This is a genomic window from Alkalilacustris brevis (assembly GCF_003350345.1).
GTDB lineage: Bacteria > Pseudomonadota > Alphaproteobacteria > Rhodobacterales > Rhodobacteraceae > Alkalilacustris > Alkalilacustris brevis.
In genome coordinates this window covers 70,683-94,491 of record NZ_QNVJ01000054.1, presented here as the reverse complement: position 1 = coordinate 94,491, position 23,809 = coordinate 70,683, and the positions used below count along the sequence as shown (strand labels likewise).

Genomic DNA, 23,809 nt, shown 5'->3' with positions numbered 1-23,809 from the left:
TCAGCCGCGCCCGCGATGGCGGGGCGAGAACGCGCCTGGCAGCAACTCGCCCAGCGTGGCCCGTTCGATCTGGCCGCTCAGGGTGGCCATGATAACGGGCGTGTCCGGCCCGGCAAATTCGGCAATGCGCTGGCGGCAGCCGCCGCAGGGCGTGATCGGCACAGGGCTGTCGGCGATGATGCAGATCTCAAGGATCCGGCGCTGTCCCGCCGCGACCATGGCGGTGATTGCGCCGGTTTCGGCACAGGTGCCCTCGGGCGAGGCGACATTCTCGACATTGCAGCCCACAAAGACTGCACCGCTTTCGCTGCGCAGCGCCGCCCCGACGGGAAAGCCGGAATAAGGCGCATGGGCCAGATCCCTGACCGCGCGGGCGGCATCCAATAGCGACATGAGGCGAGCCTTCGGTTGTTGCAGCGCAACCTTGCGCTGTGACATCGCCGGTTTCAAGCCGGCGCGCCACTCATGGGGCCAATCCGGCACGCGAAGCTATTTCACGCCATGCCGCGATGGGCTAAGACCGGATCGACAGATCAAGGGGGACACGAAAATGAGCGATGCAAGGCAGGAAACGGCACGACAACTCGCGCTCGATTATCACGAATTTCCCCGCCCCGGCAAGCTGGAGGTCCGCGCAACCAAGCCGCTGGCCACCGGTCGCGACCTGGCGCGGGCCTATTCCCCCGGCGTTGCCGAAGCCTGCCTCGAAATCAAGGCCGACCCCGCCAACGCGGCGCGCTTTACCTCGCGCGGCAACCTTGTGGGGGTGGTGTCGAACGGCTCGGCGGTGCTGGGGCTTGGCAATATCGGCGGACTGGCGTCCAAACCAGTGATGGAAGGCAAGGCGGTGCTGTTCAAGCGCTTTGCCAATATCGACTGCTTCGACATCGAACTGGAGGAATCCGACCCCGAGAAATTGGCCGAGATCATCTGCGCGCTCGAGCCCACCTTCGGCGCCATCAACCTGGAAGACATCAAGGCGCCCGACTGCTTCATCGTCGAGCGCATCTGCCGCGAGCGCATGAACATCCCCGTCTTTCACGACGACCAGCACGGCACCGCCATCGTCGTGGGAGCGGCGGCGACCAACGCGCTGCATGTCGCCGGCAAGCGGTTCGAGGATATCAAGATCGTCTCGACCGGCGGCGGCGCGGCGGGCATTGCCTGCCTGAACATGCTGCTCAAGCTGGGCGTGCAGCGCGAGAACGTCTGGCTGTGCGACATTCACGGACTGGTCCACGAGGGCCGCGAGATCGACATGAATCCGCAAAAGGCCGCCTATGCGCAAGCCAGCGACAAGCGCGACCTCGACGAGGTGATCGACGGGGCCGACCTGTTCCTCGGCCTGTCCGGGCCCAATGTGCTGACCCCCGAGATGGTCAAGCGCATGAACGCGCAGCCGATCATCTTTGCCCTGGCCAACCCCGCGCCCGAGATCATGCCCGACCTGGCACGCAGCGTGGCGCCCGATGCGATCATCGCCACGGGGCGGTCGGATTTTCCCAACCAGGTCAATAATGTGCTGTGCTTTCCGTTCATCTTTCGCGGCGCGCTCGATGTCGGCGCGTCCGAAATCAATGACGCGATGCAACTGGCCTGCATCGACGGGATCGCCCAGCTTGCCCGCAGCGCCACCAGCGCCGAGGCCGCCGCAGCCTATCAGGGCGAGGCGATGACCTTCGGCCCCGATTACCTGATCCCCAAGGCGTTTGACCCGCGGCTGATGGGGGTGGTGGCCACTGCCGTCGCCCAGGCGGCAATGGAGTCGGGCGTGGCGGCCCGGCCGATCGAAAACTTGGAACAGTATCGCAGCAAGCTGGACGCATCCGTGTTCCGCACCGCGCTGATCATGCGCCCGGTATTCGACGCCGCACGGCAGGCCAGCCGCCGCATCGTCTTTGCCGAGGGCGAGGACGAGCGCGTCCTGCGCGCGGCCAATGCGATCCTCGAGGAAACCACCGAAGTCCCGATCCTGATCGGGCGCCCCGACGTCGTCGCCACACGCTGCGAGCGCGCGGGGCTGCCGATCCGCCCGAACCGCGATTTCGAACTGGTCAACCCCGAGGACGATCCGCGCTATCGCGACTACTGGGAGACCTACCACCAGTTGATGGAGCGCCGCGGCGTCACCCCCGACATCGCCCGCGCGGTCATGCGCACCAACACCACCGCCATCGGCGCCGTGATGGTGCATCGCGGCGAAGCCGACAGCCTGATCTGCGGCACTTTCGGGCAGTTCCTGTGGCATCTGAAATATGTCACCCAACTCCTGACCACCGAAAAGCTGCGCCCGGTGGGCGCGCTCAGCCTGATCCTGCAATCCGAAGGCAACCTTTTCCTGGCCGACACCCAGGTCCACCCCGAGCCGACACCGCTGCAGATCGCCGAAACAGCCATCGGCGCGGCCCGTCATGCCAAGCGTTTCGGGGTCGTGCCCAAGGTGGCGCTGTGTTCGCATTCGCAGTTCGGCAATCTCGATACCGAGTCGGGGCGCCGGATGCGCGAGGCCATGGCGATCCTCGATGCCAATTCGCCCGATTTCGACTATGAGGGCGAAATGTCGGTCGATGCCGCGCTCGACCCCGATTTGCGCGCGCGGATCTTTCCGCATTCGCGCTTCGGCGGCGCGGCCAATGTGCTGGTCTTCGCCAGCGCAGACACGGCAAGCGGCATCCGCAACATGCTGAAAATGCGCGCCGGGGGGCTCGAGGTCGGGCCGATCCTGATGGGGATGGGCAACCGCGCCCATGTGGTCACCCCCTCGATCACCCCGCGCGGGCTGCTGAACATGTCGGCCATCGCCGGCACCCCGGTGGCGCATTACGGCTGACCCCACAGCCTGCGGCGCGGCCCCGGCGGTTGGGGCGCGCGCCGTTACGCCCGCCGCGCGCCCATGTCAGCCACACCCAGCACCGACAGCACGCGGCGCTCAATGTCTTCGGCGTTCATCGCGGCCACCGCATACATGTCGCGCGGGTTGGCCTGGTCGATGAATTCGTCAGGCAGCACCACCGAGCGGAATTTCAGCCCCACGTCAAACACACCCTCGTCGGCCAGAAGCTGCGCGACATGGCTGCCGAAACCGCCAATCGCGCCCTCTTCGATGGTGATCAGAGCCTCGTGATCGGAAGCCAGACGCAGGATCAGGTCGCGGTCCAGCGGCTTGGCGAAACGCGCATCCGCCACGCTGGGCGAGATGCCGCGCGCCTGCAGCCGCTCGCAGGCGGCCTGCACCTCGGCCAGCCGCGCGCCAAAAGACAGGATCGCCACGCGCTTGCCCTCGCGGATCATCCGGCCCTTGCCGATCTCGAGCGGCACGCCACGCTCGGGCATCTCGACGCCCACGCCCTCGCCCCGCGGAAAGCGAAAGGCAATCGGGCCCGTGTCATGCGCGGCGGCGGTGGCGACCATGTGCACAAGCTCGGCCTCGTCGGCGGCGGCCATGACCACAAAACCGGGCAGATTGGCCAGAAAGGCCACATCGAAGCTGCCCGCATGGGTCGCCCCGTCGGCCCCGACCAGGCCGGCCCGATCAATGGCAAAGCGAACCGGCAGGCGCTGGATCGCAACGTCATGCACCACCTGGTCATAGCCGCGCTGCAGGAATGTCGAGTAAAGCGCGCAGAAGGGCCGCAGGCCCCCGGCGGCCATCCCTGCGCTGAAGGTCACGGCGTGCTGTTCGGCAATGCCCACATCGAAACAGCGGCGCGGGAACCGTTCGGCAAAAAGGTTCAGCCCGGTGCCATCGGGCATCGCGGCGGTGACCGCGACGATCTTTTCGTCGCGCTCGGCCTGCGCAAGCAGGCTGCGGGCGAAGACACCGGTGTAAGCGGGCGCGTTCGAGGGTGCCTTTTTCTGCTTGCCGGTGACCACATCGAACTTTGCCGTGGCATGGCCGCGATCCGGCGCGCCCTCGGCGGGGCGATAGCCCTTGCCCTTTTGGGTGATGGCATGAATCAGCACTGGCCCGGTTGCGCGCTCTTTCACCATGCGCAGGATCGGCAGAAGCTGATCCATGTCATGCCCGTCGATGGGGCCGAGATAGCGAAAGCCCAGCTCCTCGAACAGGGTGCCGCCTACCGTCATGTGCTTGAACAGCTCGCGCGCACGCTTGGCACCTTCCTGAAACGGCGGCGGCAAGAGGCCCAGCGCGCCCTTGGCCGCAGCGCGCAGATCCTGGAACGGGGCGCCCGCGTAAAGGCGCGACAGATAGGATGACATTGCGCCCACCGGCGGGGCGATGGACATTTCGTTGTCGTTGAGGATCACAATCAGCCGCTTGCGCAGGAAGCCTGCGTTGTTCATCGCCTCATAGGCCATGCCGGCGCTCAGGGCGCCGTCGCCGATCACCGCGATGGCGTCGCCCAGCCCGTGTTCGGGTGCGCCGCCCAAATCGCGCGCCACCGCAAAGCCCAGCGCCGCCGAGATCGAGGTCGAGCTATGCGCCGCGCCGAACGGGTCATAGGGCGACTCGCTGCGCTTGGTGAAACCCGAAAGCCCTCCCTGCTGGCGCAGGGTGCGGATGCGGTCGCGCCGGCCGGTCAGGATCTTGTGCGGATAGCTCTGGTGGCTGACATCCCAGATGATCTTGTCACGCGGCGCGTCGAACACTGCATGCAGCGCCACGGTCAACTCGATCACGCCCAGCCCCGCGCCCAGGTGCCCGCCGGTTTCCGACACAGCGCTGATTGTCTCGGCGCGCAGCTCGTCGGCAAGCTGGTGCAACTGCCGGTCGGACAGATCCTTCATGTCGGCCGGGGTTCTGACCTTGTCGAGCAGCGGCGTGTCCGGTCTGTCACTCATGGCCCTGGCTCCTCCGCCCAGCCGGCCATCATGCCGGCTGCGGGCGTTTCAATTTTCGCGGGAGATAACGAAGCGTGCAATGCCCCGCAAGGTTTCCGCCTGCGCGCCATAAGGCGCAAGCGCGGCCTCGGCCTCGGCCACCAGTTCGGCGGCACGCTGGCGTGCGCCTTCCAGCCCCAGCAGGCTGACAAAGGTTGCCTTGCCCGCAGTGGCATCCTTGCGCAGGCGCTTGCCCGCCTTGGCGGGGTCTCCCTCCACGTCAAGGATGTCGTCGGCGATCTGAAAGGCAAGGCCCAGCGCACCAGAAAAATGCGCAAGCGGTGCAGGGTCGGCCCCGGCCAGCCGCGCGCCCGCGGTTCCCGCCCAGCCGATCAGCGCGCCGGTCTTGCCGGCCTGCAGCCGCGTGATCTGTTCCAGCGTCAGCGGCGTTTCAGCGCGCTCGGCTGCCAGATCGAGCGCCTGCCCCAGCACCATCCCCGCCGCGCCCGCCGCCTTGGCGAGTGCGGCGACCAGATCCATGCGGCGCTCGGGTTCGGGGGCGCATGCGGGACAGGAGAGGATTTCGAAGGCCAGCGTCTGCAGCGCGTCACCCGTCAGCACGGCAGTGGCCTCGTCCCATTTGACATGCACGGTCGGGCGGCCGCGGCGCATGTCGTCATCATCCATCGCGGGCAGATCGTCATGCACCAGCGAACAGGCGTGCATCGCCTCGATCGCGGCGGCGGCATGGACGGCCTGCCCGGCGGGAATGCCGTGCAGCGCCGCACCTTCGATCACCAGAATGCCGCGCAGCCGCTTGCCGCCCACCACTGCATGGGCCATTGCATCGCGGATATCGCTTGCCGGCTGTGTGGCGATCGCCTCGAGCAACCGTGCCTCGATCGGATGCCCCCACGTATCGAGGGCCTTGGCAAAGCTCATTCTGCCTCGAGCGGGCCAGTTCCGGCCGGCACGCCGTTATCGCCCAGGCGGATCTTCTCGACCTTTTCCTGCGCATCGCGCAGCTTGGCATCGCAATGGGCGCGCAGTTTCGCCCCCCGCTCGTAAAGCGCAATCGATTCCTCGAGCGCGACCTCGCCCTGCTCAAGCCGGGCCACGACCTGCTCGAGCTCGGTCATGGCCTCTTCGAAACTCATCTCGGCAAGGGGCTTCTCGGTCATGCGTCGTGCTCCATCAACACCCGGACATGCGCGGCAACCGACTGTGCCAGCGCGTCCACATCATACCCCCCCTCAAGCACCGAGACCAGCCGTCCTTTTGCATGGCGCACCGCCAGATCGCTCAACCTACGGGTGATCCAAGCGAAATCCTGCTCGTCCAGCTCAAGCTGGGCCAGCGGATCGGCGTGATGCGCGTCAAACCCAGCGGATACGATCACCAGCTCGGGCGCGAAAGCATCAAGCCAGGGCAGCGCATCAGCCTCCCACAGCTCGCGGAAGCCGGTGCCGCCAGTGCCCGGCTGCAAGGGCAGGTTGCGAATGTTGTCATGTGCGCCGCGCTCATCCGCATGCCCGCTTCCGGGCCAGAGCGGCATCTGGTGCGACGAGGCGAAGCGCACGCGCGGCTCGTCCCACAAGAGCGCCTGGGTGCCATTGCCGTGATGAACGTCGAAATCCACCACCGCGACACGCACCAGCCCGTGATGATCGAGCGCATGCTTCGCCGCGATGGCCGCATTGCCGAACAGGCAGAACCCCATCGGGCGCGCGGCCTCGGCATGGTGGCCCGGCGGGCGCGTGGCGCAAAACGCGTTTCGCGCGCGGCCTTCGATCACGGCATCGACAGCCCGCACCGCCGCCCCCGCAGCCGCCAGCGCCGCATCGAACGAGGCGGGGCTCATGTGCGTGTCGGCATCCAGCGCCACAATGCCTGACTCCGGGGTCGCCTCGTGCAACGCGGCGATATAGCTTGCCGGGTGACAACGCAGGATTTCCGCCTCGGGCGCCAGCGGTGCGGTTTCACGGGCAAGTGCCGCGAATTCCGGCGCATCAAGCGCGGCCTCGACCGCCTCGATCCGCGCCACGCACTCGGGGTGGCCCGGCGGGGTCTGGTGGCGGCGGCTTTCGGGGCTGGTGATCAGAAGCGTCGTCATGGCGGCACGCTAAAGCGCGGCCGGCAGATCGGCAAGGCCCGCCCGCCAGACGCGAGGGGCCCTCAGTCGGTGACCAGCATGTAGCCTTCACCACGCACCGTCTGCAGATAGCGCGGCTGTTTCGGGTCGGTCTCCAGCTTGCGGCGCAGGCGGGTGATCTGCACATCGATCGCGCGTTCCTGCGCCTGCCCGGCCAATTGCCCGCGATCACGGCCCAGTTCCTCGACCAGTTCGCTGCGGGCGACAGGCTCGCCCGGGCGGGCGGCAAGTATCCGCATGAGCGCGGCCTCGGTCACGGTCAGCCGCACGGGCGCATCACCCCGCCACAATTCTCCTCGTTCAAGGTCATAGCGCACGGCCCCCATGTAAAGCAGCTTGGGCAGCACCGTTTCCTGCGGCACACGGCGCAGGATCGCACTGATCCGCAGCAACAGCTCTTTCGGGTCGAACGGCTTGGGCAGGTAATCGTCCGCGCCCGCCTCGAGCCCGGCGATCCGGTCATCGGTTTCGCCCCGCGCCGTCAGCAGCAGCACGGGGGTGTCACGCTCCTGCCGCAGGGCGCGGGTCAGGCTCAGCCCGTCCTCGCCGGGCATCATCACATCCAGCACGACAAGGTCGAAGTCCAACCCCGCCAGCAGCCGGCGCGCATGGGCGGCATCGCGCGCCGCCGTTACCCAATAGCCGCGCGTCTTGAGAAACCGCTGCAACAGGGTGCGGATGCGTTCGTCGTCATCGACGATCAGGATATGCGGGGCGTGGTCGGCTGCCGTGCTCATGAGCGCCCCTCCCGCAGCGATAGATACTGATGCCGGATCTCGTCATCCATCATCGCCTCGAGCACCTGGCGGAACCCGGCCACCGCCTCGGGGCCGGCGGCGCGGTACGCCTTGCGCATCCGAGCCCGCTGGGCCTTGGAAAGCTCACGCTCCAGCGCTTCGCCCTTCTCGGAAAGGTAGAGGTGGCGCTCGCGCTTGTCGCGCCGTCCCACCCGGCTGACCACCAGACCATCGGCAATCAGGCGCCGCAGCACCCGGTTGAGCGACTGCTTCGTCACCCCGAGAATATTGAGCAGGTTGTTCACCGTGGTCCCCGGCATCCGGTTGATGAAATGCAGCGCCCGGTGATGGGCGCGGCCGTAATCCATACCTGAAAGGATGCGGTCGGGGTCGGCGGTGAAGCCGCGATAGGCGAAGAACATCGCTTCGATCCCCTTGCGAAGCTGCTCGTCGGTCAGGAACAGGAGGTTCTCGCCACCTGCCGGGGGGCCGCCGGTATCGGTCATGCGCCGCTCCGTTATTGCCGGGTCTCGCTGAGGGGGGATTTTAAGTCAGCTATGTTGACTTTCCAAGAATCAATTGCTAGCGCTTTTCCTGAAAATGCGCAACATTATGCCCGGTCCGGACCTATTTTGCGCAACATTGCACAATCAACCGCGCATGGCGCGAACGGGAGGGGCCCATGGCCGGAGCTTACGACGATCGCGACGGACATATCTGGATGGATGGCAAGCTGCTGCCCTGGCGCGAGGCAAATGTCCACATCCTGACTCATGCACTGCATTATGCCTCGTCGGTTTTCGAGGGCGAGCGCGCCTATGGCGGCAAGATATTCAAGAGCCGCGAACACTCCGAGCGGCTCCAGCGCTCGGCCCGGCTGATCGATTTCGAGATCCCCTGGACCGTCGATCAGATCGAGGAGGCCAAGGCCGAGGTGATGAAGGCCAGCGGGCTGAGTGACGCCTATGTACGCGCGCTGGCCTGGCGCGGCGCGGGCGAGGATATGGGCGTGGCCTCGGCCCGCAACCCGGTGCGGCTGGCGATTGCCGCCTGGGAATGGGGCGCCTATTACGGCGACGCCAAGACCCGCGGCGCGAAGCTCGACATCTCGAAATGGAAGCGCCCCTCGCCCGAAACCGCGCCCAGCCAGGCCAAGGCGGCCGGGCTCTACATGATCTGCACCATGTCGAAACACGCCGCCGAAGCCAAGGGCTGCTCAGACGCGATGATGTTCGACTATCGCGGCTATGTGGCCGAGGCGACGGGCGCCAACATCTTCTTCGTGAAGGATGGCGAGGTGCACACGCCCAAGCCCGACTGCTTCCTCAACGGGATCACCCGGCAGACGGTGATCGGCCTGCTGGATGACCGGCAGATCAAGGTGCATGAGCGCCATATCGAGCCGGGCGAGTTGGAAAGCTTCCAGCAATGCTGGCTGACCGGCACCGCGGCCGAGGTCACACCGGTGGGGCAGATTGGCGATTACAATTTCGAGGTCGGCAACCTGACCCGCCAGATCGCCGAGGATTACGAAAAACTCGTGCGGGCCTGAGCTGCCCTGTCCCGGTTGCGCCTAAGCCCGCAAGACAGGCGCTTGCGGGCGGTGTCGGGTGCCTTCGGCGAGGATATTTGGGCCAAGAAGATGGCACCGGCACGCAAGCTGTTCAGATAGCGGTCATCTTGGGCGGAACGCGCCGTCGCCCTGACTGCGGCGCAGGATATCGAGGAAGGCGCGCAAGCGGCGGCTCTGGTCGGGGGCCGGGCGGCGCATGTGCAGGCTGCGTGAGGTAGGGTGCGTGCCCTCGCCCGCCCCGGCATCAAGCATCAGGTAGGGCGCCATCCGGTTTGCGGCACCTTTGCGCGGCTGGTCGATGATATGTCTGGTCATGGTGTTTCCTCCCTGAACTGCGCAGGTCGGGCAAGCGCCGTCGCAGCGCTGCCATGACAGACATATAGGAAGCAAGGGCGCGCGATATAACCGCGCCGTCGCACGTCTAGCGTGGAGAGCGCTTGGCCAGAATGCGCTGCAGGGTGCGGCGGTGCATGTTCAGGCGCCGGGCAGTTTCGCTCACGTTGCGGTCGCATTGCTCATAGACACGCTGAATGTGTTCCCAGCGCACGCGATCGGCGGACATCGGGTTTTCCGGCGGCGGCGGCAGGGCCTCGCCCTGGCTGAGCAGCGCGCTGGTGATGTCGTTGGCATCGGCGGGTTTTGCCAGGTAATCGACCGCGCCCATCTTGACCGCCGCCACCGCCGTGGCAATCGCGCCATAGCCAGTCAGCACCACGATGCGGCAATCGGGCCGGCTTTCGCGCAAGGTTTCCACCACATCAAGCCCGTTGCCATCGCCCAGCCGCAGGTCGATCACGGCATAGGCCGGCGGACGCGCCTGCGCGATGTCGCGGCCCTCGGCCACGGTATCAGCGGTGACGGGCTCAAAGCCGCGTTTTTCCATGGCGCGGGCCAGCCGCCTGAGAAACGGCTCGTCATCATCGACCAGCAACAGGGTTCTGTCCGCCCCTGCGGCAAGCTGTTGTTCTTCCTGCATGTTCCGCGTATTCCCCGTTAATTTGCAACAGGACAATAGGGCGTCGCCCGGCGGGGGTCAATTTGATCACGATTCAGGCGCAGGCGCGGTGGCCACGGTCAAAGCCTTTTCGCCTTTTCGTGCTCGTCGTCGATGGTCTGCGCGATGCCGGTCTCGACCATGGTGCGGGTGGCGTCGATGTCGGCATATGTCCAGAATATCCGCATCGGCCCGTCGCTTTCATTCAGGAAACGGTGCGGCACACCGGCGGGAAGCCAGGTGGTATCGCCGGCTTTCAGGTGATGGCGCACACCGTCGATCTCGGCCACGGCCTCACCTCCGAGGATCATCACGCTCTCCTCGCAATTGTGAAAATGCACGCCGATCTTCGCGCCCGGGTCGAATTCGGTGATGCCGTTGATCACGCTGGTCGAGCCGCAGCCACGTGTCACCAGCGGGATGGTGCGCGCACCGTTTCCACGGTCGTTCACGGGCAATTCGGCGGGGCGCAGGATGGCGGCTTGCTTGTCTGTCATGTGATCTCTCCTCACCTGGCCGGGCCGGTCCAGACGGTTTTCATGTTGGTGAATTCGCGCAGGCCATAGCTGCCCAGTTCGCGCCCGTAGCCTGATTTCTTGATCCCGCCGAAGGGCAGGCGCGGGTCCGAGGCGACCATGCCATTGATGAACACCGCGCCGGCATCGATTTCGCGCGACATCCGGCGGGCAAGCGCGGCGTCACCCGTCCAGACCGCGGCGCCGAGGCCGAATTCGGTATCATTTGCCAGGGCCACGGCCTCTTCGGCGCTGGAACAGCGGATGACCGAGGCAACCGGGCCGAACAACTCTTCGCGAAACGAGGTATGCGCGGGCGTCACGCGATCAAGAAGCGTTGGCGCATAGTAGCAGCCCGGCCCCTCAAGCGGCGCGCCGCCGATTGCCAGCGTGGCACCATCGGTGATCGAGCGTGTCACCTGGTCGTGCAGTTCGTCGCGCAGATCCCGGCGAGCCATGGGGCCGATCTGGGTGGCCGGGTCCATCGGATCGCCGGTTTTCAGCGCCCGGATGCCCGCCGCGAAAGCCTCGGTAAAGGCCTCGGCGATGTCGTCATGCACGATGAAGCGCTTGGCGTTCACGCAAGACTGCCCCACATTGATGAAGCGCGCCTTGACCGCGACCTGCGCGGCGGTGGCGATATCGGCATCGGGCAGCACGATGAAGGGGTCGGACCCGCCAAGTTCCAGCACCTGCTTTTTCAGCGCGCGCCCGGCCTGGCTGGCGACGATCTGCCCAACCTGGGTGGAGCCAGTCAGCGTGACGGCGGCGATGCGGTCATCTTCGATCATGGCGGCAACGCCGGAGGACGGCACCAGCAGCGTCCGCATCAGCCCGTCGGGGCAGCCCGCCTTGCGCATCACATCCTCGATCGCAAGTGCGCAGCGCGGCACGTTCGCCGCGTGCTTGAGGATCGCGCCGTTGCCCGCGGCCAACGCGGGCGCGGCAAAGCGGAAGAACTGCCAGAACGGGTAATTCCAGGGCATGATCGCCAGCACCACGCCCAGCGGGTCGAACACCACCGCCGAATGCGTGGCGTTCGAGCCGATTTCCTCATCGGCCAGAAAGCGCGGGGCGTTCTCGGCGTAGTAATCGCAGGTGAGGGCGCATTTCTCGATCTCGGCCAGCGACTCGGTGATCGGCTTGCCGATTTCCTCGGTGATCAGGCGGGCGAAGCGGTCCTGCCCCGCGCGCAACTCGCGCGCCATGGCGGAAAGCAGGCGCGTTCGGTCAATCACCGAAACGCGGCGCCAGGCGCTCTGTGCGCCGGTTGCGGCACTCAGGGCCTGATCGACCTGCGCCTCGGTGTGAAGGTCGAATTCGGCGACCAACTCGCCGGTGGCCGGATTGATGGACTGCATCATGAGCGTGTCTCCTTGACTTGGCGAGGCATTGCCACGCGCATTGACGCCCAATCGGGGAGCCAGTTCAGGTGGTCGGGGCCGGTGGGATGGTATTCAAAGCCGACCGCTCCGGAAAAGCGTAGCTCGTACAGCGTCGCGAGGACAGGCTCGAACGCGATTGCGCCCGTGCCGGGCTCGCCACGGCCGGGATGATCGGCGATATGGACGTGGCCAAGCCACGGCGCGGCTGCGCGCAGCGCGGCGACCGGGTCGCAGCCGCTGGCGCAAGCATGGAAGGTGTCGATCAGCACCGACAGCCGCCCGTCCATGTCGGCCGCCAACGACAGCAGAGTATCGACCGACGCCATGAAATAGCCGGGAACGGCAGCCTCGCTGATGGCCTCGGCTAGCAGGCGCGGGCGGCGCCCTTCGCACAGCGCTGCGGCTGCTTCGATGTTGCGCCGGTAGGTGGCCGCATCGCCGCCCACCCCCGCCATCGGATGCACGAAGGGGCACTCCACGCCCTCGGCATAGTCAAGCGCGCGGGCGAAGCCATCGCGGAATTCGGCCTCTCGCCCGGGCAGACTGGCCAGCCCCTTTTCGCCCGGATTGCCCGTGCCCGAGGTCATCTGCGCCAGGCGCAGGCCGTTTTCGCCAAGCAACGCGCGCAGCCGCGCCGGCGGCAGGGCGGTTGGGTCGGGGTGCTCCACCGCGTCAAACCCTGCAGCTCGCGCGGCGGCGAAACGCTGCTCCAGCCGCAGGTCGGTGAACAGATAGCCAAGATGGGCGGAGAACAGCAACGCCATCAATCCACCCCTTGGAGCGGCGCGATGGCGCGCGTCCTGGCCACCTTCGCCAGATCGGCCAGCACGTCATCGGTGATCGGAATGCCGGATTTCTGCCGCGCGGCCTCGGCCCGGGCCTCGGGCTCTCCGGGCATGAGCACCTCGTCCACCCCGGCGGCGCGGGGCAGGGCCTTGATGCGGCAGTTGAATTCTTCCATCCGGGCCTCGAAATCGGTCATCGACAGGAACAGGTCGGGCCGGATGGCAAAGAACAGGTGCCCCACGTTCTGCGGTTCGGAATGGTCGAAGTATAGGCTTTTGACATCGCCGCCATAATTCGCGCCGGTCAGCGCCCCGGCCATCAGGTCCATCATCGTGCCCAGGACCGAGCCCTTGACCCCGCCGAAGGGCAAGCACACGCCCTCGAACGCCCTGGCGGCATCCGTCGTGGGGTTGCCGTCGCTGTCCAGCGCGAGGCCGGGCGCGATCGGGTCGCCCCGCTGCGCGGCCAGGCGAATCTTGCCACGGGCGACCACGGTCATCGCCATGTCCATCACGAAAGGTGCCGATTTCCCCCCCGGTATGCCCGCGGCAATCGGGCTGGCCCCGAGAAAGGGCGCGCGGCTTCCCCACATGGCGATGGCAGGCGACGAGTTGGTGAAGACCATCGAGACATAGCCGCGCTCGATCGCCTGAAGGGCATAAAGCGCACCCATCCCGAAATGCGTCGAGCGGCTGACCCCCACCATGCCGATGCCCGCCTCGCTGGCCAGATCCATCGCGGTATCCATCGCCAGATGCGAGGGCAGGAACCCCATGGCATTGTCGGCATCCAGATGCGCGACAGCGCCGGCGACCTTCTCGACCTTGATGTCGGGGCGCGGGTTGACCAATCCGCGCTCCAACCGCTCCAGATACATCGGGATCCGCGCCACCCCGTGCGAGTCGACGCCGCGCAGGTTGGCCTTGACCAGATCACACGCGACGGTGCGGGCGTCGTCGGGCGGCAGGCCCGCGCTTTCAAAGGCCGCGCGGGCAAAGCTGCGCAGCGCGTCGGCGGCAACCGTTTTGGTGCTGGTCATGCGGGTCTGCTCCTTCGCCGGGGCCGTGGATTTCATCCGGCGTCGGTGATGGCCTTCGCCACCTGCCGCGCGAAGGCCTCGGTGCCCAGGGTGCCACCAAGATCACGGGTGCGGCTGGCCGGGTCGGCCAGGGTGCGGTCAAGCGCGGCCAGCATGGCCCGCCCCGCCTCGACCAGGTCGGCCCGCTTGCGGTTTGCGCCCATCCACTCCAGCAGCATTCCGGTCGAACCGATCAGCGAGGCCGGGTTGGCGATGCCCTGCCCTGCAATATCCGGGGCCGATCCGTGCTGCGCCTGCGCCATCGCCACGCCGTCACCGGCATTGACCGAGGCCGCAAGCCCCAGGCTGCCTGAAAGTTCCGAGGCAAGATCAGACAGGATGTCGCCGAACATGTTGGTGGTGCAGATCACGTCGAAATCCTCGGGGCGCCGCACCAGATGCGCGCAGGCAGCATCGACGATAAGCTCCTCGTATTCGACATCTGGGTGGCGCGCGGCCACCTCGCGGCAGCATTCCAGAAACAGCCCATCGGTCAGCTTGAGCACGTTCTGCTTGTGCACCACGGTGACCTTCTTGCGCCGCTGCATGGCGCCTGCAAAGGCCGCTTCGGCGATCCGAGTCGAGGCATGGCGGGTGATGCGCCGCATGGCGATGGTGACATCGGCTGTCACATGAACCTCGCCCGTGCCGGTGTACATGCAACGGTCAGCATAGAAACCTTCGGTGTTCTCGCGGTAGATGACCATGTCGAAGCTTGCCCCGGTGCGCGAGGGCAGGTCGGGGCGCGTTGCCGCCGGGCGGATATTGGCAAAAAGGTCGAGCCGCTTGCGCAACTCGCCCGATGGGTTCAGCCCGCCCTTTTCGCGCGCCGGGTAATCCAGGTGCGACACCGGCCCGAGGATCAGCGCCTCGGCCGCGCGGGCCGCCTCGAAGCTGCTATCCGGCAGGGTCGAGCCATGTTCTTCAAGGGCCGTGAACCCGATCCCTATCTCGGTATACGCGAAGCCGAAACCGAATCGGTCATCGACCGCATCGAGAACGAGGCGCGTGGCGGCACTTATTTCCGGGCCGATCCCGTCACCGGGGAGGATTGCGACCTTCATCGGTTTGTTTCCTTTATCTTCAGAGCGGGGTCGGGTGGTCTGCAACAGGTATGCCGTGTGCCTAGACAATCCGCCTTGTTCTTGACAATGCAAAAGCAAACGCATTTCGCCTGGGAGAACGCCGATGGCGACAAGAACCGAGTCCGTGGAGCGGGCCCTGTCGATCCTGTCGGCCTTCAGTGTGCGCCGGCCGAGGATGACACTGGCCGAACTTGCGCGGGAAACGGGGCTGCACAAGAGCACGATCCTGCGGCTCACGCGGTCCATGGCAATCTACGGGTTCATCGACCGCGACGCCGAGGGGCGGTTCTCGATCGGGGCCAGCGTCTGGCACCTGGGGCTGATCTTCCGGCAGGAATTCGACAGCGGCGAGACGCTGCGCCCGGTCCTGCGCCGCCTGGTCGAAGCCACAGGCGAGACGGCGTCATACTTTGTGCGCGCCGGAAACGACCGGGTGTGCCTTTACCGCGAGAACATCTCGAACCTGGTTGAATACGGTGTCGAGGAAGGGATGCGCCTGCGGCTGGGCACCGGCGCCTCGGGCCTGGTGCTGCGCCATTTCACGGGTGAGGCCCTGGCCGACCTTTCCGCCTTCAACAAGAACGGCACGGTCGATCTGGAATCGACCCGCAACCCCAATATCGCCTCGATCTCGGCACCGGTGTTTTCCTCGACGGGCCAGTTCCGCGGGGCGTTGACGATATCGGGTCTGAACACGCGCTTTACCGAAGTTGTGCGCACCGCGGCAATCCCGCTTCTGGAAGAGGCCGCGCGCGACCTGGCCGACAGGGTCGACTGAAACCCGGCACACGCGGCAATGCGCGACACGGTCCAAGCCATCAGCCTTGGTCAATACGGGTGTTTCAGAAGCGGTTGCTTGCCCAGCTTTGCTGCGCCATTTCGCAGATGCGCGCGACCTGGGCATCCTCCACTGGCAGGGTCATGGCCGCAGGCAGCCCGTCATCGTGAAAAATATAAAGCCGCGAGGCGAACTGATCGAACGGCAGGGATGCCTCGCCCAGCCGCTCTCCATTGCCATGTGTCGAGACAACGATGCCATGGCCCCAGTCCTGCCCGCTGTCGTTGTTCGGGTTGAAGAAATACACCCGCATCCCGCCCGATTGATCGAGCGCGACACGAATAATCGAAATCGCGTGCCAGCCGACGAAGGCGCCGCTGCTGTCGGTAACGGCGATCCCCGCGGGCTGCGGGTGAATGACTGGCTCGTTGCCGTTATGGAGCGGGTGATAGGCCGTGTGGAACTCGCGAATGAACGCTTCGTGGTCCTTCAGCAGGCCGGTGGCGACATCGACGGCGATGTGAAACGCACGCCCCACCCACCATCCGTGAAGCTCGGGGTTGATCCAGCGATGCGGGTCTTCTCCGCGCCCGGCAACGCGCCGCCCCATCTCGGCATAGACGCGGTCCAGGTGCGGCACCAGCAGAACCGAAACCGGATCGGCATCAAGTGGGGCCTGTTGCGCAAGCCCGGCTTGCAAAAGGCTGGAGTCCAATGGCTGGCCCTCGAAATGCATGACAATGCAGTCCTTGCTTGTCACCTGCGCGAGCAGCCAGAGCAGATAGTCAGGGTCATTGAGCGCCCACATGGAAAGTGCGCGGGCCGCCTGGCAGGTCGGGTTGTTGCCCTGCCCGATCCCCAGCGGCTGCCCCAGCAGCATCATGACCCCCGCGACAAGCCGCTGCCGCGCTGTCACCTGTCCGCCGAAGGCAATGCTCAGGATTTCCTCGCAAGCCGGAGTCAGCGCCGTCCCCAGCAGCCGCCAGAGCGATGGCGCGATGGGGGGCGAATAGAGGATCCCGCGTTCCAGCATCAGCGCGATGCCAAGCACCGACTGGGCGGTTCCGGGCCGCACGGCCTCGTCGATCAACTGCTGAACGAGCGGCTGATAGCAGCGCAGCGAATCGAGGCCCGTGCTGCTCAGCCCGAGTGCGGCAGGCAGCAGATGCGTATGTGCACTGTCTAGAATGAAGCGCAGGAACTCGGCGTGGTAATCCGAGACAAGGCCGGTGTCGTGCATCGCGCGGGCCATGCCGGTTGCCTCGGCCTGCAAGCTGCCCGTGTCGGCGGATTCCAGGCGCTGGCGATAAACTTCCAGCCCGGGGTCTTCGCGGCACAGGTCGGTCGGGCCGAACAGCGCGCTGATCAGTCGGTCGGCGCCCAGTCTGGTTTCGCTGGCCGAAAGGCCGTTTTGTCCTTCGTCCAGCGCAATGGCGATCTGAAGGATCATGGATTTCACATGCTCGACCTGCAGCGGGCGCTGCCGCAGGATGCGCCAGACCTCATCGACCAGCCGCCCCAGGATACCTTCGGGCCCGACCGCCTCCAGCAGGCGTTGCAGCAGTTGGTCCACCACCGGGTCCAACTCGCCCGCGTTGACGCGGGCGGCCTCGTGCGCCGCGCCAAGGATGCGGTCGAGATTGAGCGCCAGAACCTGGGTCAGGAAGTGGCGCGCATGTTCAAGCGGCAGTCCGGGTTGCGAATGCTCGCCACGGACCACGGCAAGAAACCGCAAAAGATTCAGGCATTCGAGCACCACCATGCGCGAATCGGACGAGGCCAGCGTATTGCCCACAAGCCGGGGCACAAGCCCGGCGGGCACGGCCCAGTCGGTTCCGCTGAAGATGCCGGCGCGATCGAGCTCGGCCGCCCGCGCTTCCAGTGCGGCCAACCCTCCCGGCTGTTTCATCAGCCGTTTGGCCGAGTCCAGAACGCGGCCCTGATACGAAAACTTGCCGGCGGCGGATGCCTCGGCCAGTTGCCGCGACACATGGTCGAAGCTGCGCAAGAAAGGCTCGATGGGGTTGTCTTGTGATGTCATGGCCATTCCGGGTTTATCCTTTCGGGCCACTCCTGCCGTCCGCTGCCCGGGCCGCTTCCTCTGGCCGAATGGTCGTCCGTATCGCCGCAAAATGCAAGGTCATGCGGCGCACGGCCCCAAACACACCACAAATTGTGGTGTGTTTGGGGGGTCGAGCCTCACACATAGTAGTCGAGATCTTCCTGTGCCTTCAGCAGGTCGCGCAAGCGGTGCGGATCTTCCCCGAAGAAATAGACCAGCCCCCAATGCGTGCCGAAGGCCGTGCGCTTGGTGACTTTCTGCTCATGCGGCGGCGAAAGCTCGTGAAACTCGAAATAGGGGTCGTTCTCGGTTTCGGGCGGAATGCTCAGGTCGCTCACCACACGCCGGCGCGGATACACCCCGAAACAACCGGCATGGCCCATGGCATCCTTGACCGGCTCGGGGAAGAAGGCGTCCAGTTCTTCCTGCGTCGCCTTTGGGTCAAAGGCCAGGACAAGGGCCTGATAGGCATTGAACCCGTAGGCACGTTCCAATAGTTCGAAAACGTTAAAGCCGGGCGGGCGATAGGCGACCTCACCGAAATACATCGTGCCGTCATTGGTGACGAAGTATTCGGGATGGATGAAGCCGAAATCGATGTCGAAGACCTCGATCAGCTTTTCGATCTGCTGCTCGATTCGCGGCCGCCATTTCTCAAGCTCGGGCGTGGCAGGAACGAACACCGAATACCCCAGCGAGACATACTCCGAGATATTCAGGAACTGGATCTTGCGATCCTTGATCCAGGCCTCGACCGCGAACTCCCAGCCATCAAGGTGCGATTCCAGCAGGGCGGGAAACTCCTCGTCGGCAATGGCAGCGACATCGTCGGGCGTGCGAATCACGCGGTGACCAAGGCAGCCGGCCTTGTCGAACGCCTTGAAATGGATCGGGTCGTTAGGGTCGCCATCGAGCTTAAGCAGCGTCTGGTTGACCCTTTTCAGAAAGCGGATGACATCCGAATGATCCATCGCCTCCTCGAAGATGCCGACGCGGATGCCGCCAAGCTGCGCACGCCGCTTCATCAGCGACTTGTCGCGAAACAGCATGGACTGCCCAAGCAGCCGCGGGTTGTCCAGCAGCACGGAATTGACCGCCCCGGCCCATTCCACGGTTTCCTCGAACAGCGGAATCGCGACATCGACACCCATTTCCTTGAGCTTCGTTGCCAGTTCGTATGACCTGTCGTTCAGGCGCTCGAAATCCCAGCTGATGAACGGGATGTCGTGCTGTTCGGCATATTCGGCCGCCCAGTCAGGGGCGACAATCAAATAGCGCCTGTCGAACTTTTCCAGCGCGTCGATGCAGCGCAGGCTCCAACCCAACACCGCGATATAGCCCTTGTTCGGGTCTTTTGCTTCCATGATCGCTCCCAACATTTTGCGTGAGCCGCCGATTTGTTCGGGCGGCTCGTATTAACTTCGATAATCAAAGTAACACGCAGCGGACATCAATGGCAAATCAGGCATATTTCATAGGATTGTTTCATATATTCCATTCTCGGGAAGGAAAGCAAAAGAAATATAGTTCGTTTTGCTAATTATATTTCTCGCACGGCAAGCGCCCTGCCGGACCATGCCATGGCCCGTGGGCAGTGCCCGTGAACGCGGGCTCAGGCCACCGCGATCACCTCGCCCGAGGCCCACCGATTGCCGCAATCGATGGTCGCACCGCACCATCCTGAGTATCACCAGCTCGGAAAGCCATGGTTCCGGCAAGGAGCCATGGCGGCAACAGGCACCGGCCCTTATGCTTGACGATTTACGAGCGGCAACTCTGGTGCCGCCCCGCCGATTTGAATGTCACTGCAGCGCCCGTTAGGGTCGATAGCCGATTACGGGGCAACTCCGACACAGGAGCAGCATGACCGAAGCACATCTGACTCGCGAAGCCCGCGCGCAATGGTCCTCGGAGCCTGCCTTCGTCTTCTCGATGGCGGCGGCGGCCGTGGGGCTGGGGAACCTCTGGCGCTTTCCCTACATGGTGGGCGAGAACGGCGGCGGCGCCTTCATCCTAGCCTATCTGCTGGCGCTGGTGATCGTCGCGATGCCGGTGATGATGCTCGAGGTGGCCGCCGGTCGGCTGACGCAGGGCAGCGTGGTCGGCACCTATCGCGGCATCACGCGGCTGGGCACGGCATATGGCTGGTTCGTGGTGGTTCTGACGATCGTCATCACCTCGTATTACCTGGTCATCACCGGCTGGACACTGGGCTATGCGGTTGATGCCTTCCGCATGCGTGTCGCGGAATTCGACGATTTCACCGCCGGATACAACTCGGTCTGGTATTTCCTTGCAGTGACGATGCTTGCGGCGCTGGTGCTGCTAAAGGGTGTGCGCGCGATCGAGACCTTTTCAAAGGTGCTGATGCCGATGCTTGCCCTGCTGATCGCCGGGCTGGTGGGCGTGGCCATGACCACCGGCGGCTGGGGCGATGCGATGGCGTTCATGTTCACCTGGGATGCCGCCGCGCTGGCCAATCCGGGGTTGTGGTTCTTCGCTTTCGGCCAGGCGTTCTACACGCTCGCGGTCGGGCAAGGCTATCTTGTGACCTATGGCAGCTACATCCCGCGCAAGACCAATGTGCCCCGCGCCACGCTGATCGTCGCCGGGGCCGAGACCACCATCGCGCTGATGGCGGGGTTCATGATCTTTCCCTTCGTGTTCACCCACGGGCTGGACCCCGGCGCGGGAAGCGAGCTGGCCTTTTCCACGCTACCGCGCGTCTTCGAGGCGACCACAGGTGGCGCGTGGCTGGCGATGGCGTTCTTCTTCATGTTCTTCGCCGCTGCGTTCTCATCGTGCCTAGCGGGGTTGAAGGTGATCATCGCCGCCTTCGCCGAGGAGCTGTCGCTGTCGAACGCGCGTGCGGTGGGGGCGACCGGGGTGCTGATGCTGTGCCTTGGCCTGCCATCAGCGCTGAGCTTCTCGCCAGTGCAGCTGACCGTGGCGGGGATGCCATTTCTCGATTTCATGGACCAGTTCGGCGGGACAAATGTGGTGATCGCTTCGGCGGTGATCGGCGCCGGGCTGCTGTGCTGGGTGCTGCCGCCTTCGAAGGTGGTTTATGCGTTGGGCGCGAAATCGGGCTGGTGGAGCTGGCGCATCTTCATCGTCGGGCGCAGTCTGCCTTTCGCGGCGGTCGGGTTCCTGATCTGGCAATTGCTGGCGGGCTGAACCGCCTGCATCTTGTGCCCGGGCCGCACGGCTGTCATGATTCCCGAAGTCGCAATTCGATCGAGAGGTGAACGCCGATGGCCGGATGGCTGGAACTTTGCCGCGGGGTCATCCACCCTTGGCACCAAGATCACTTCGGCCACATGAACGTGCGCCATTACGCACCGTTCTTCGACGATGCAAGCTATCACCTCTGGACCCGGATGGACCTTGCCTATTCGCATATGCAGGCCGAACACGGGGTGCATTGCGTCAGCGCGCAGGCCACCACCCGCTTCGTCAAGGAGCTCGTGGCCGGCGACCTGATCGTGATTGATGGCGCCGTGACGCGGATCGGCACGAAAAGCGTGACCTTCCATCTGCGGATGCACCATGCGGATAACGGTGATCTGCACGCCACTTACGATCTGGTCGAAGTGTTCTTCGATCCGGCGAGCCGCACATCGGCACCGATGCCGGCACCGGTGCGCGAAAAGCTGGCCGCACATCTGGTCAATGCGCCGTGACCGCCCCCTCAGAGCGCGACAAACTCTCCGGCTGCGCCGTCATACTGCTCAAGCGTGCCCGATGCGATGTCGATGCGCAGCCCGTGCAGCGAAAGCCTCTCGGCCCTGACCGCCTCGGCGACGAACGGAAAACCCATAAGGTTCTCGAGTGAAAGCAGGACACCGGCGCGTTCCATCGCGACCAGTCGCGCAGGGCCTTCGCCGGTATCGCTTGTGCGCTCATACGCCGGGCGGAGAAGATCCAGCCAGCGGCCGATCATGCTGTCGGGGGCTTCGAATTCGGGTATACGGCCCTCGCACATGTCATGGCAGCCCTTCACACCGCCGCAACCCGAATGCCCGATCACCACGACATGCGCCACCTTGAGAACCGTCACGGCATACTCCACCGCCGCGGGCGCACCGTGATAGCGCCCCTGCTGGTTCTTCGGGGGCATCAGATTGGCAATGTTGCGATAGAGGAAAATCTCGCCCGCGTCGGCCTCGAAAAGCGCGGTGGCGCTTACCCTGCTGTCGCAGCAGGAAATCACCATGGCGCGGGGGTGCTGCCCTTCGCTTGCCAGATGCTGGAACCAGGTCTTGTTCTCGGCATAGCTCGTCGCCTTCCAGCCGCGATAGCGCATCACCAGATAGCCGGGAAGCGGGCGGGCGAATTCCATATTCTCAGACCTGTTCCTGTTCGTGTCCGGGCGGGGATAGCGCGGATACATTCAAAATTCGAGTTATTTTATCCGCACGCTGCAAGGTTTTCTTTGCTGCCCATTGTCATGTTGCACAGCGGGTGAATAGCAGAAACGCGAAGGGTGTATCCATGACAAATGTTGTCGGCCTCTCTCATGAGGAAGGGGTTATCATAGATGACGTTCCCCTGGTGCGGCTGGTGGAAGTCATGGGAGAAGGCGCCGCCGAAAATGTCGTCAATGCCGCGATGCGCGAGATGTCACATAGAATGGCGCAGATGGAACAACTGTATCAGGCCGGCGAAGCGTTCAGTCTGGGCCGGGATGCCCGGCGTCTGGCCCGGATCGGCAATGAGATCGGCATGACCAGCCTTTCGCTGGTCGCGCGGGATGTCCAGCGTTGCGCCGCGCGCGGCGACATGATCGCGTTCTCGGCCACCTGGTCACGGCTGATCCGAATCGCGGATCGCTCACTTGACGCAATCTACGGCCTGGCGGGCTGCTCGGGACAGGGCAGCTGAAACCTCGTGAGTTGCCCGGCCAGCCGAGCGAGCAGGCAATACCCACGCACTGCTTCCGGCGCCGCCGTGGCGGACGCCGATTCTTGCCGCAGCCCGCCGCTCAGGCCCGCTTGCGCGTCACCTCGAAGACCAGTTCGATGACCGCTGTCAGTTCGTCGGCGCTGCGGGCGCTCTTGATCTGGTCGATGCAGTAATCCCGCAGATCCGGATGGCCGATCGAACGGATCAGTTCCAGAAGGCGCTTCGAGTCCTGCCGGTCAGGCAGCCCTGTCGCGCGCGAAGCCGCAACCTCCGGAAAGGTAACGACCGTTTGTGCGGAGCGCACGGGCGCGTTCATGCTGCCAGCTCCGATTCGAATTCCAGCGCAGCCTCGTCCGGCAGGAACACATCGTGGTGAATCCCGGCATAATCGCGAATGCGCTGCACCCGCTCTTCGCTGCAATCCATCAGCGCGGCCATGGCAACGACCTTGCCCATCTGCTTGGCGCTGCCCAGGTAGTCATAGGGCGCATTGCCCGAGCGCTTCAGCACGCGGTTCATGATCGGGTCGATCACGGCCACGGCATCGGTGACACCGGCTTCCATCGCGTATTCGAAAGCGCCGATCATCACCTCGCTGGTGACGGAAGAAACCGAATTGGGTCCGCGCCCGTGGCTAAGCCGCTCGGTATCGACGCAGAAGCGCGTCGCTTCCCAGAGCTGCGCACTACGCAACGGCGGCTCACCGTCCAGCAGCGACGCGAATACATCCACCAGCATATGCGGGCCTGTTGTCTGAAGCAGACGCATACAGCCGACGACTTCGCCGTGTTCGTTGATGCTGACGACATGGGCCGGATCAAGCTGATCAAAGCGATCCCGCTCTTCGCCGTTTACGACCCGCACATCCCATCCGAGGCGCCCTTCAAAGACGCGGGCCCGGAGGCGATGCATATCGGCCATGATCCTTGGGTATTCGGACCTGTTCAAGGCGTCGATGACGATAATCACTGTCATGC

General features: G+C 64.9%; 25 protein-coding genes. 6 read left to right on the top strand and 19 right to left on the bottom strand.

Going from position 1 to position 23,809, the window contains the following annotated elements:
* Complete coding sequence (locus DQ229_RS08245; protein ID WP_162300803.1) at positions 1-393, bottom strand: cytidine deaminase; 393 nt, start codon at positions 391-393, stop codon at positions 1-3.
* A gap of 157 nt (positions 394-550) precedes the next feature.
* On the opposite strand from DQ229_RS08245, the gene DQ229_RS08240 reads away from it, so the two are divergent.
* A complete protein-coding gene (locus DQ229_RS08240; protein ID WP_114965790.1) occupies positions 551-2,830 on the top strand; it encodes an NADP-dependent malic enzyme in 2,280 nt (759 codons plus the stop codon).
* 44 nt (positions 2,831-2,874) lie between these two features.
* Here the strand turns inward: DQ229_RS08240 and dxs are convergent, their stop codons facing one another.
* The 6 genes from dxs to DQ229_RS08210 all read right to left on the bottom strand — a co-directional run bounded on the left by dxs (position 2,875) and on the right by DQ229_RS08210 (position 8,177).
* Complete coding sequence (gene dxs, locus DQ229_RS08235) at positions 2,875-4,803, bottom strand: 1-deoxy-D-xylulose-5-phosphate synthase (RefSeq protein WP_114965789.1); 1,929 nt, start codon at positions 4,801-4,803, stop codon at positions 2,875-2,877.
* Positions 4,804-4,851: 48 nt separating this feature from the next.
* Entirely contained in the window at positions 4,852-5,724 is an 873-nt protein-coding gene (locus DQ229_RS08230) for a polyprenyl synthetase family protein (protein WP_114965788.1), read from the bottom strand.
* Entirely contained in the window at positions 5,721-5,963 is a 243-nt protein-coding gene (locus tag DQ229_RS08225) for an exodeoxyribonuclease VII small subunit (protein ID WP_114965787.1), read from the bottom strand. The genes DQ229_RS08230 and DQ229_RS08225 overlap by 4 nt, the downstream gene beginning before the upstream one ends.
* On the bottom strand, positions 5,960-6,895 hold the full coding sequence (locus DQ229_RS08220; protein WP_114965786.1) for a histone deacetylase family protein: 936 nt from the start codon (positions 6,893-6,895) through the stop codon (positions 5,960-5,962). Before DQ229_RS08220 ends, DQ229_RS08225 begins: the two co-directional genes overlap by 4 nt.
* Positions 6,896-6,957: 62 nt before the next feature.
* Entirely contained in the window at positions 6,958-7,671 is a 714-nt protein-coding gene (locus DQ229_RS08215; RefSeq protein WP_114965785.1) for a response regulator, read from the bottom strand.
* Complete coding sequence (locus tag DQ229_RS08210; RefSeq protein ID WP_114965784.1) at positions 7,668-8,177, bottom strand: MarR family winged helix-turn-helix transcriptional regulator; 510 nt, start codon at positions 8,175-8,177, stop codon at positions 7,668-7,670. Before DQ229_RS08210 ends, DQ229_RS08215 begins: the two co-directional genes overlap by 4 nt.
* Positions 8,178-8,353: 176 nt before the next feature.
* Between DQ229_RS08210 and DQ229_RS08205 the strand changes: the two genes are divergently transcribed.
* Positions 8,354-9,223 carry a branched-chain amino acid aminotransferase gene (locus tag DQ229_RS08205; protein WP_114965783.1) on the top strand — a complete coding sequence of 290 codons (870 nt, stop codon included), beginning with the start codon at positions 8,354-8,356 and terminating at the stop codon, positions 9,221-9,223.
* Positions 9,224-9,346: 123 nt separating this feature from the next.
* Here DQ229_RS08205 and DQ229_RS08200 read toward each other — a convergent pair whose 3' ends face one another.
* The 7 genes from DQ229_RS08200 to DQ229_RS08170 form a co-directional block, all read right to left on the bottom strand.
* Entirely contained in the window at positions 9,347-9,559 is a 213-nt protein-coding gene (locus tag DQ229_RS08200) for a hypothetical protein (RefSeq protein ID WP_114965782.1), read from the bottom strand.
* A 106-nt stretch (positions 9,560-9,665) separates the two neighbouring features.
* Positions 9,666-10,220, bottom strand: coding sequence for an ActR/PrrA/RegA family redox response regulator transcription factor (locus DQ229_RS08195; RefSeq protein ID WP_114965781.1), 555 nt, complete (start codon positions 10,218-10,220; stop codon positions 9,666-9,668).
* A 98-nt stretch (positions 10,221-10,318) separates the two neighbouring features.
* Positions 10,319-10,735, bottom strand: a complete 417-nt coding sequence (locus DQ229_RS08190; protein WP_114965780.1) for a cupin domain-containing protein — start codon at positions 10,733-10,735, stop codon at positions 10,319-10,321.
* An 11-nt stretch (positions 10,736-10,746) separates the two neighbouring features.
* Positions 10,747-12,117 (bottom strand): NAD-dependent succinate-semialdehyde dehydrogenase, encoded by a 1,371-nt coding sequence (locus tag DQ229_RS08185; RefSeq protein WP_114965779.1) that lies wholly within the window; start codon positions 12,115-12,117, stop codon positions 10,747-10,749.
* Positions 12,114-12,902 carry a TIM barrel protein gene (locus DQ229_RS08180; RefSeq protein ID WP_114965778.1) on the bottom strand — a complete coding sequence of 263 codons (789 nt, stop codon included), beginning with the start codon at positions 12,900-12,902 and terminating at the stop codon, positions 12,114-12,116. The genes DQ229_RS08185 and DQ229_RS08180 overlap by 4 nt, the downstream gene beginning before the upstream one ends.
* A complete protein-coding gene (locus DQ229_RS08175) occupies positions 12,902-13,963 on the bottom strand; it encodes an Ldh family oxidoreductase (protein ID WP_114965855.1) in 1,062 nt (353 codons plus the stop codon). Before DQ229_RS08175 ends, DQ229_RS08180 begins: the two co-directional genes overlap by 1 nt.
* 32 nt (positions 13,964-13,995) lie before the next feature.
* Positions 13,996-15,066, bottom strand: coding sequence for an isocitrate/isopropylmalate dehydrogenase family protein (locus DQ229_RS08170; RefSeq protein ID WP_114965777.1), 1,071 nt, complete (start codon positions 15,064-15,066; stop codon positions 13,996-13,998).
* Positions 15,067-15,190: 124 nt separating this feature from the next.
* On the opposite strand from DQ229_RS08170, the gene DQ229_RS08165 reads away from it, so the two are divergent.
* Positions 15,191-15,865, top strand: coding sequence for an IclR family transcriptional regulator (locus DQ229_RS08165; protein WP_114965776.1), 675 nt, complete (start codon positions 15,191-15,193; stop codon positions 15,863-15,865).
* Positions 15,866-15,929: 64 nt separating this feature from the next.
* Here DQ229_RS08165 and DQ229_RS08160 read toward each other — a convergent pair whose 3' ends face one another.
* On the bottom strand, positions 15,930-17,912 hold the full coding sequence (locus tag DQ229_RS08160) for a hypothetical protein (protein ID WP_114965775.1): 1,983 nt from the start codon (positions 17,910-17,912) through the stop codon (positions 15,930-15,932).
* Between the two features lie 152 nt (positions 17,913-18,064).
* Entirely contained in the window at positions 18,065-19,291 is a 1,227-nt protein-coding gene (locus DQ229_RS08155) for an ATP-grasp domain-containing protein (RefSeq protein ID WP_114965774.1), read from the bottom strand.
* Between the two features lie 499 nt (positions 19,292-19,790).
* Between DQ229_RS08155 and DQ229_RS08150 the strand changes: the two genes are divergently transcribed.
* Both DQ229_RS08150 and DQ229_RS08145 read left to right on the top strand, forming a co-directional pair.
* Entirely contained in the window at positions 19,791-21,104 is a 1,314-nt protein-coding gene (locus DQ229_RS08150; RefSeq protein ID WP_114965773.1) for a sodium-dependent transporter, read from the top strand.
* Between the two features lie 77 nt (positions 21,105-21,181).
* Positions 21,182-21,610, top strand: coding sequence for an acyl-CoA thioesterase (locus tag DQ229_RS08145; protein ID WP_114965772.1), 429 nt, complete (start codon positions 21,182-21,184; stop codon positions 21,608-21,610).
* Positions 21,611-21,618: 8 nt separating this feature from the next.
* Here DQ229_RS08145 and DQ229_RS08140 read toward each other — a convergent pair whose 3' ends face one another.
* Positions 21,619-22,269: a carbonic anhydrase gene (locus tag DQ229_RS08140; protein ID WP_114965771.1), complete on the bottom strand. Its 651-nt coding sequence runs from the start codon at positions 22,267-22,269 to the stop codon at positions 21,619-21,621.
* Positions 22,270-22,421: 152 nt separating this feature from the next.
* Here DQ229_RS08140 and DQ229_RS08135 point away from each other — a divergent pair, with 152 nt between their 5' ends.
* Positions 22,422-22,811: a hypothetical protein gene (locus DQ229_RS08135; protein WP_114965770.1), complete on the top strand. Its 390-nt coding sequence runs from the start codon at positions 22,422-22,424 to the stop codon at positions 22,809-22,811.
* Positions 22,812-22,911: 100 nt separating this feature from the next.
* On the opposite strand, the gene DQ229_RS08130 is transcribed toward DQ229_RS08135, so the two are convergent.
* A complete protein-coding gene (locus DQ229_RS08130) occupies positions 22,912-23,148 on the bottom strand; it encodes a hypothetical protein (protein ID WP_114965769.1) in 237 nt (78 codons plus the stop codon).
* On the bottom strand, positions 23,145-23,807 hold the full coding sequence (locus tag DQ229_RS08125; RefSeq protein WP_238381002.1) for an acyl-homoserine-lactone synthase: 663 nt from the start codon (positions 23,805-23,807) through the stop codon (positions 23,145-23,147). Before DQ229_RS08125 ends, DQ229_RS08130 begins: the two co-directional genes overlap by 4 nt.
* Between the last annotated feature and the right edge of the window lie 2 nt (positions 23,808-23,809).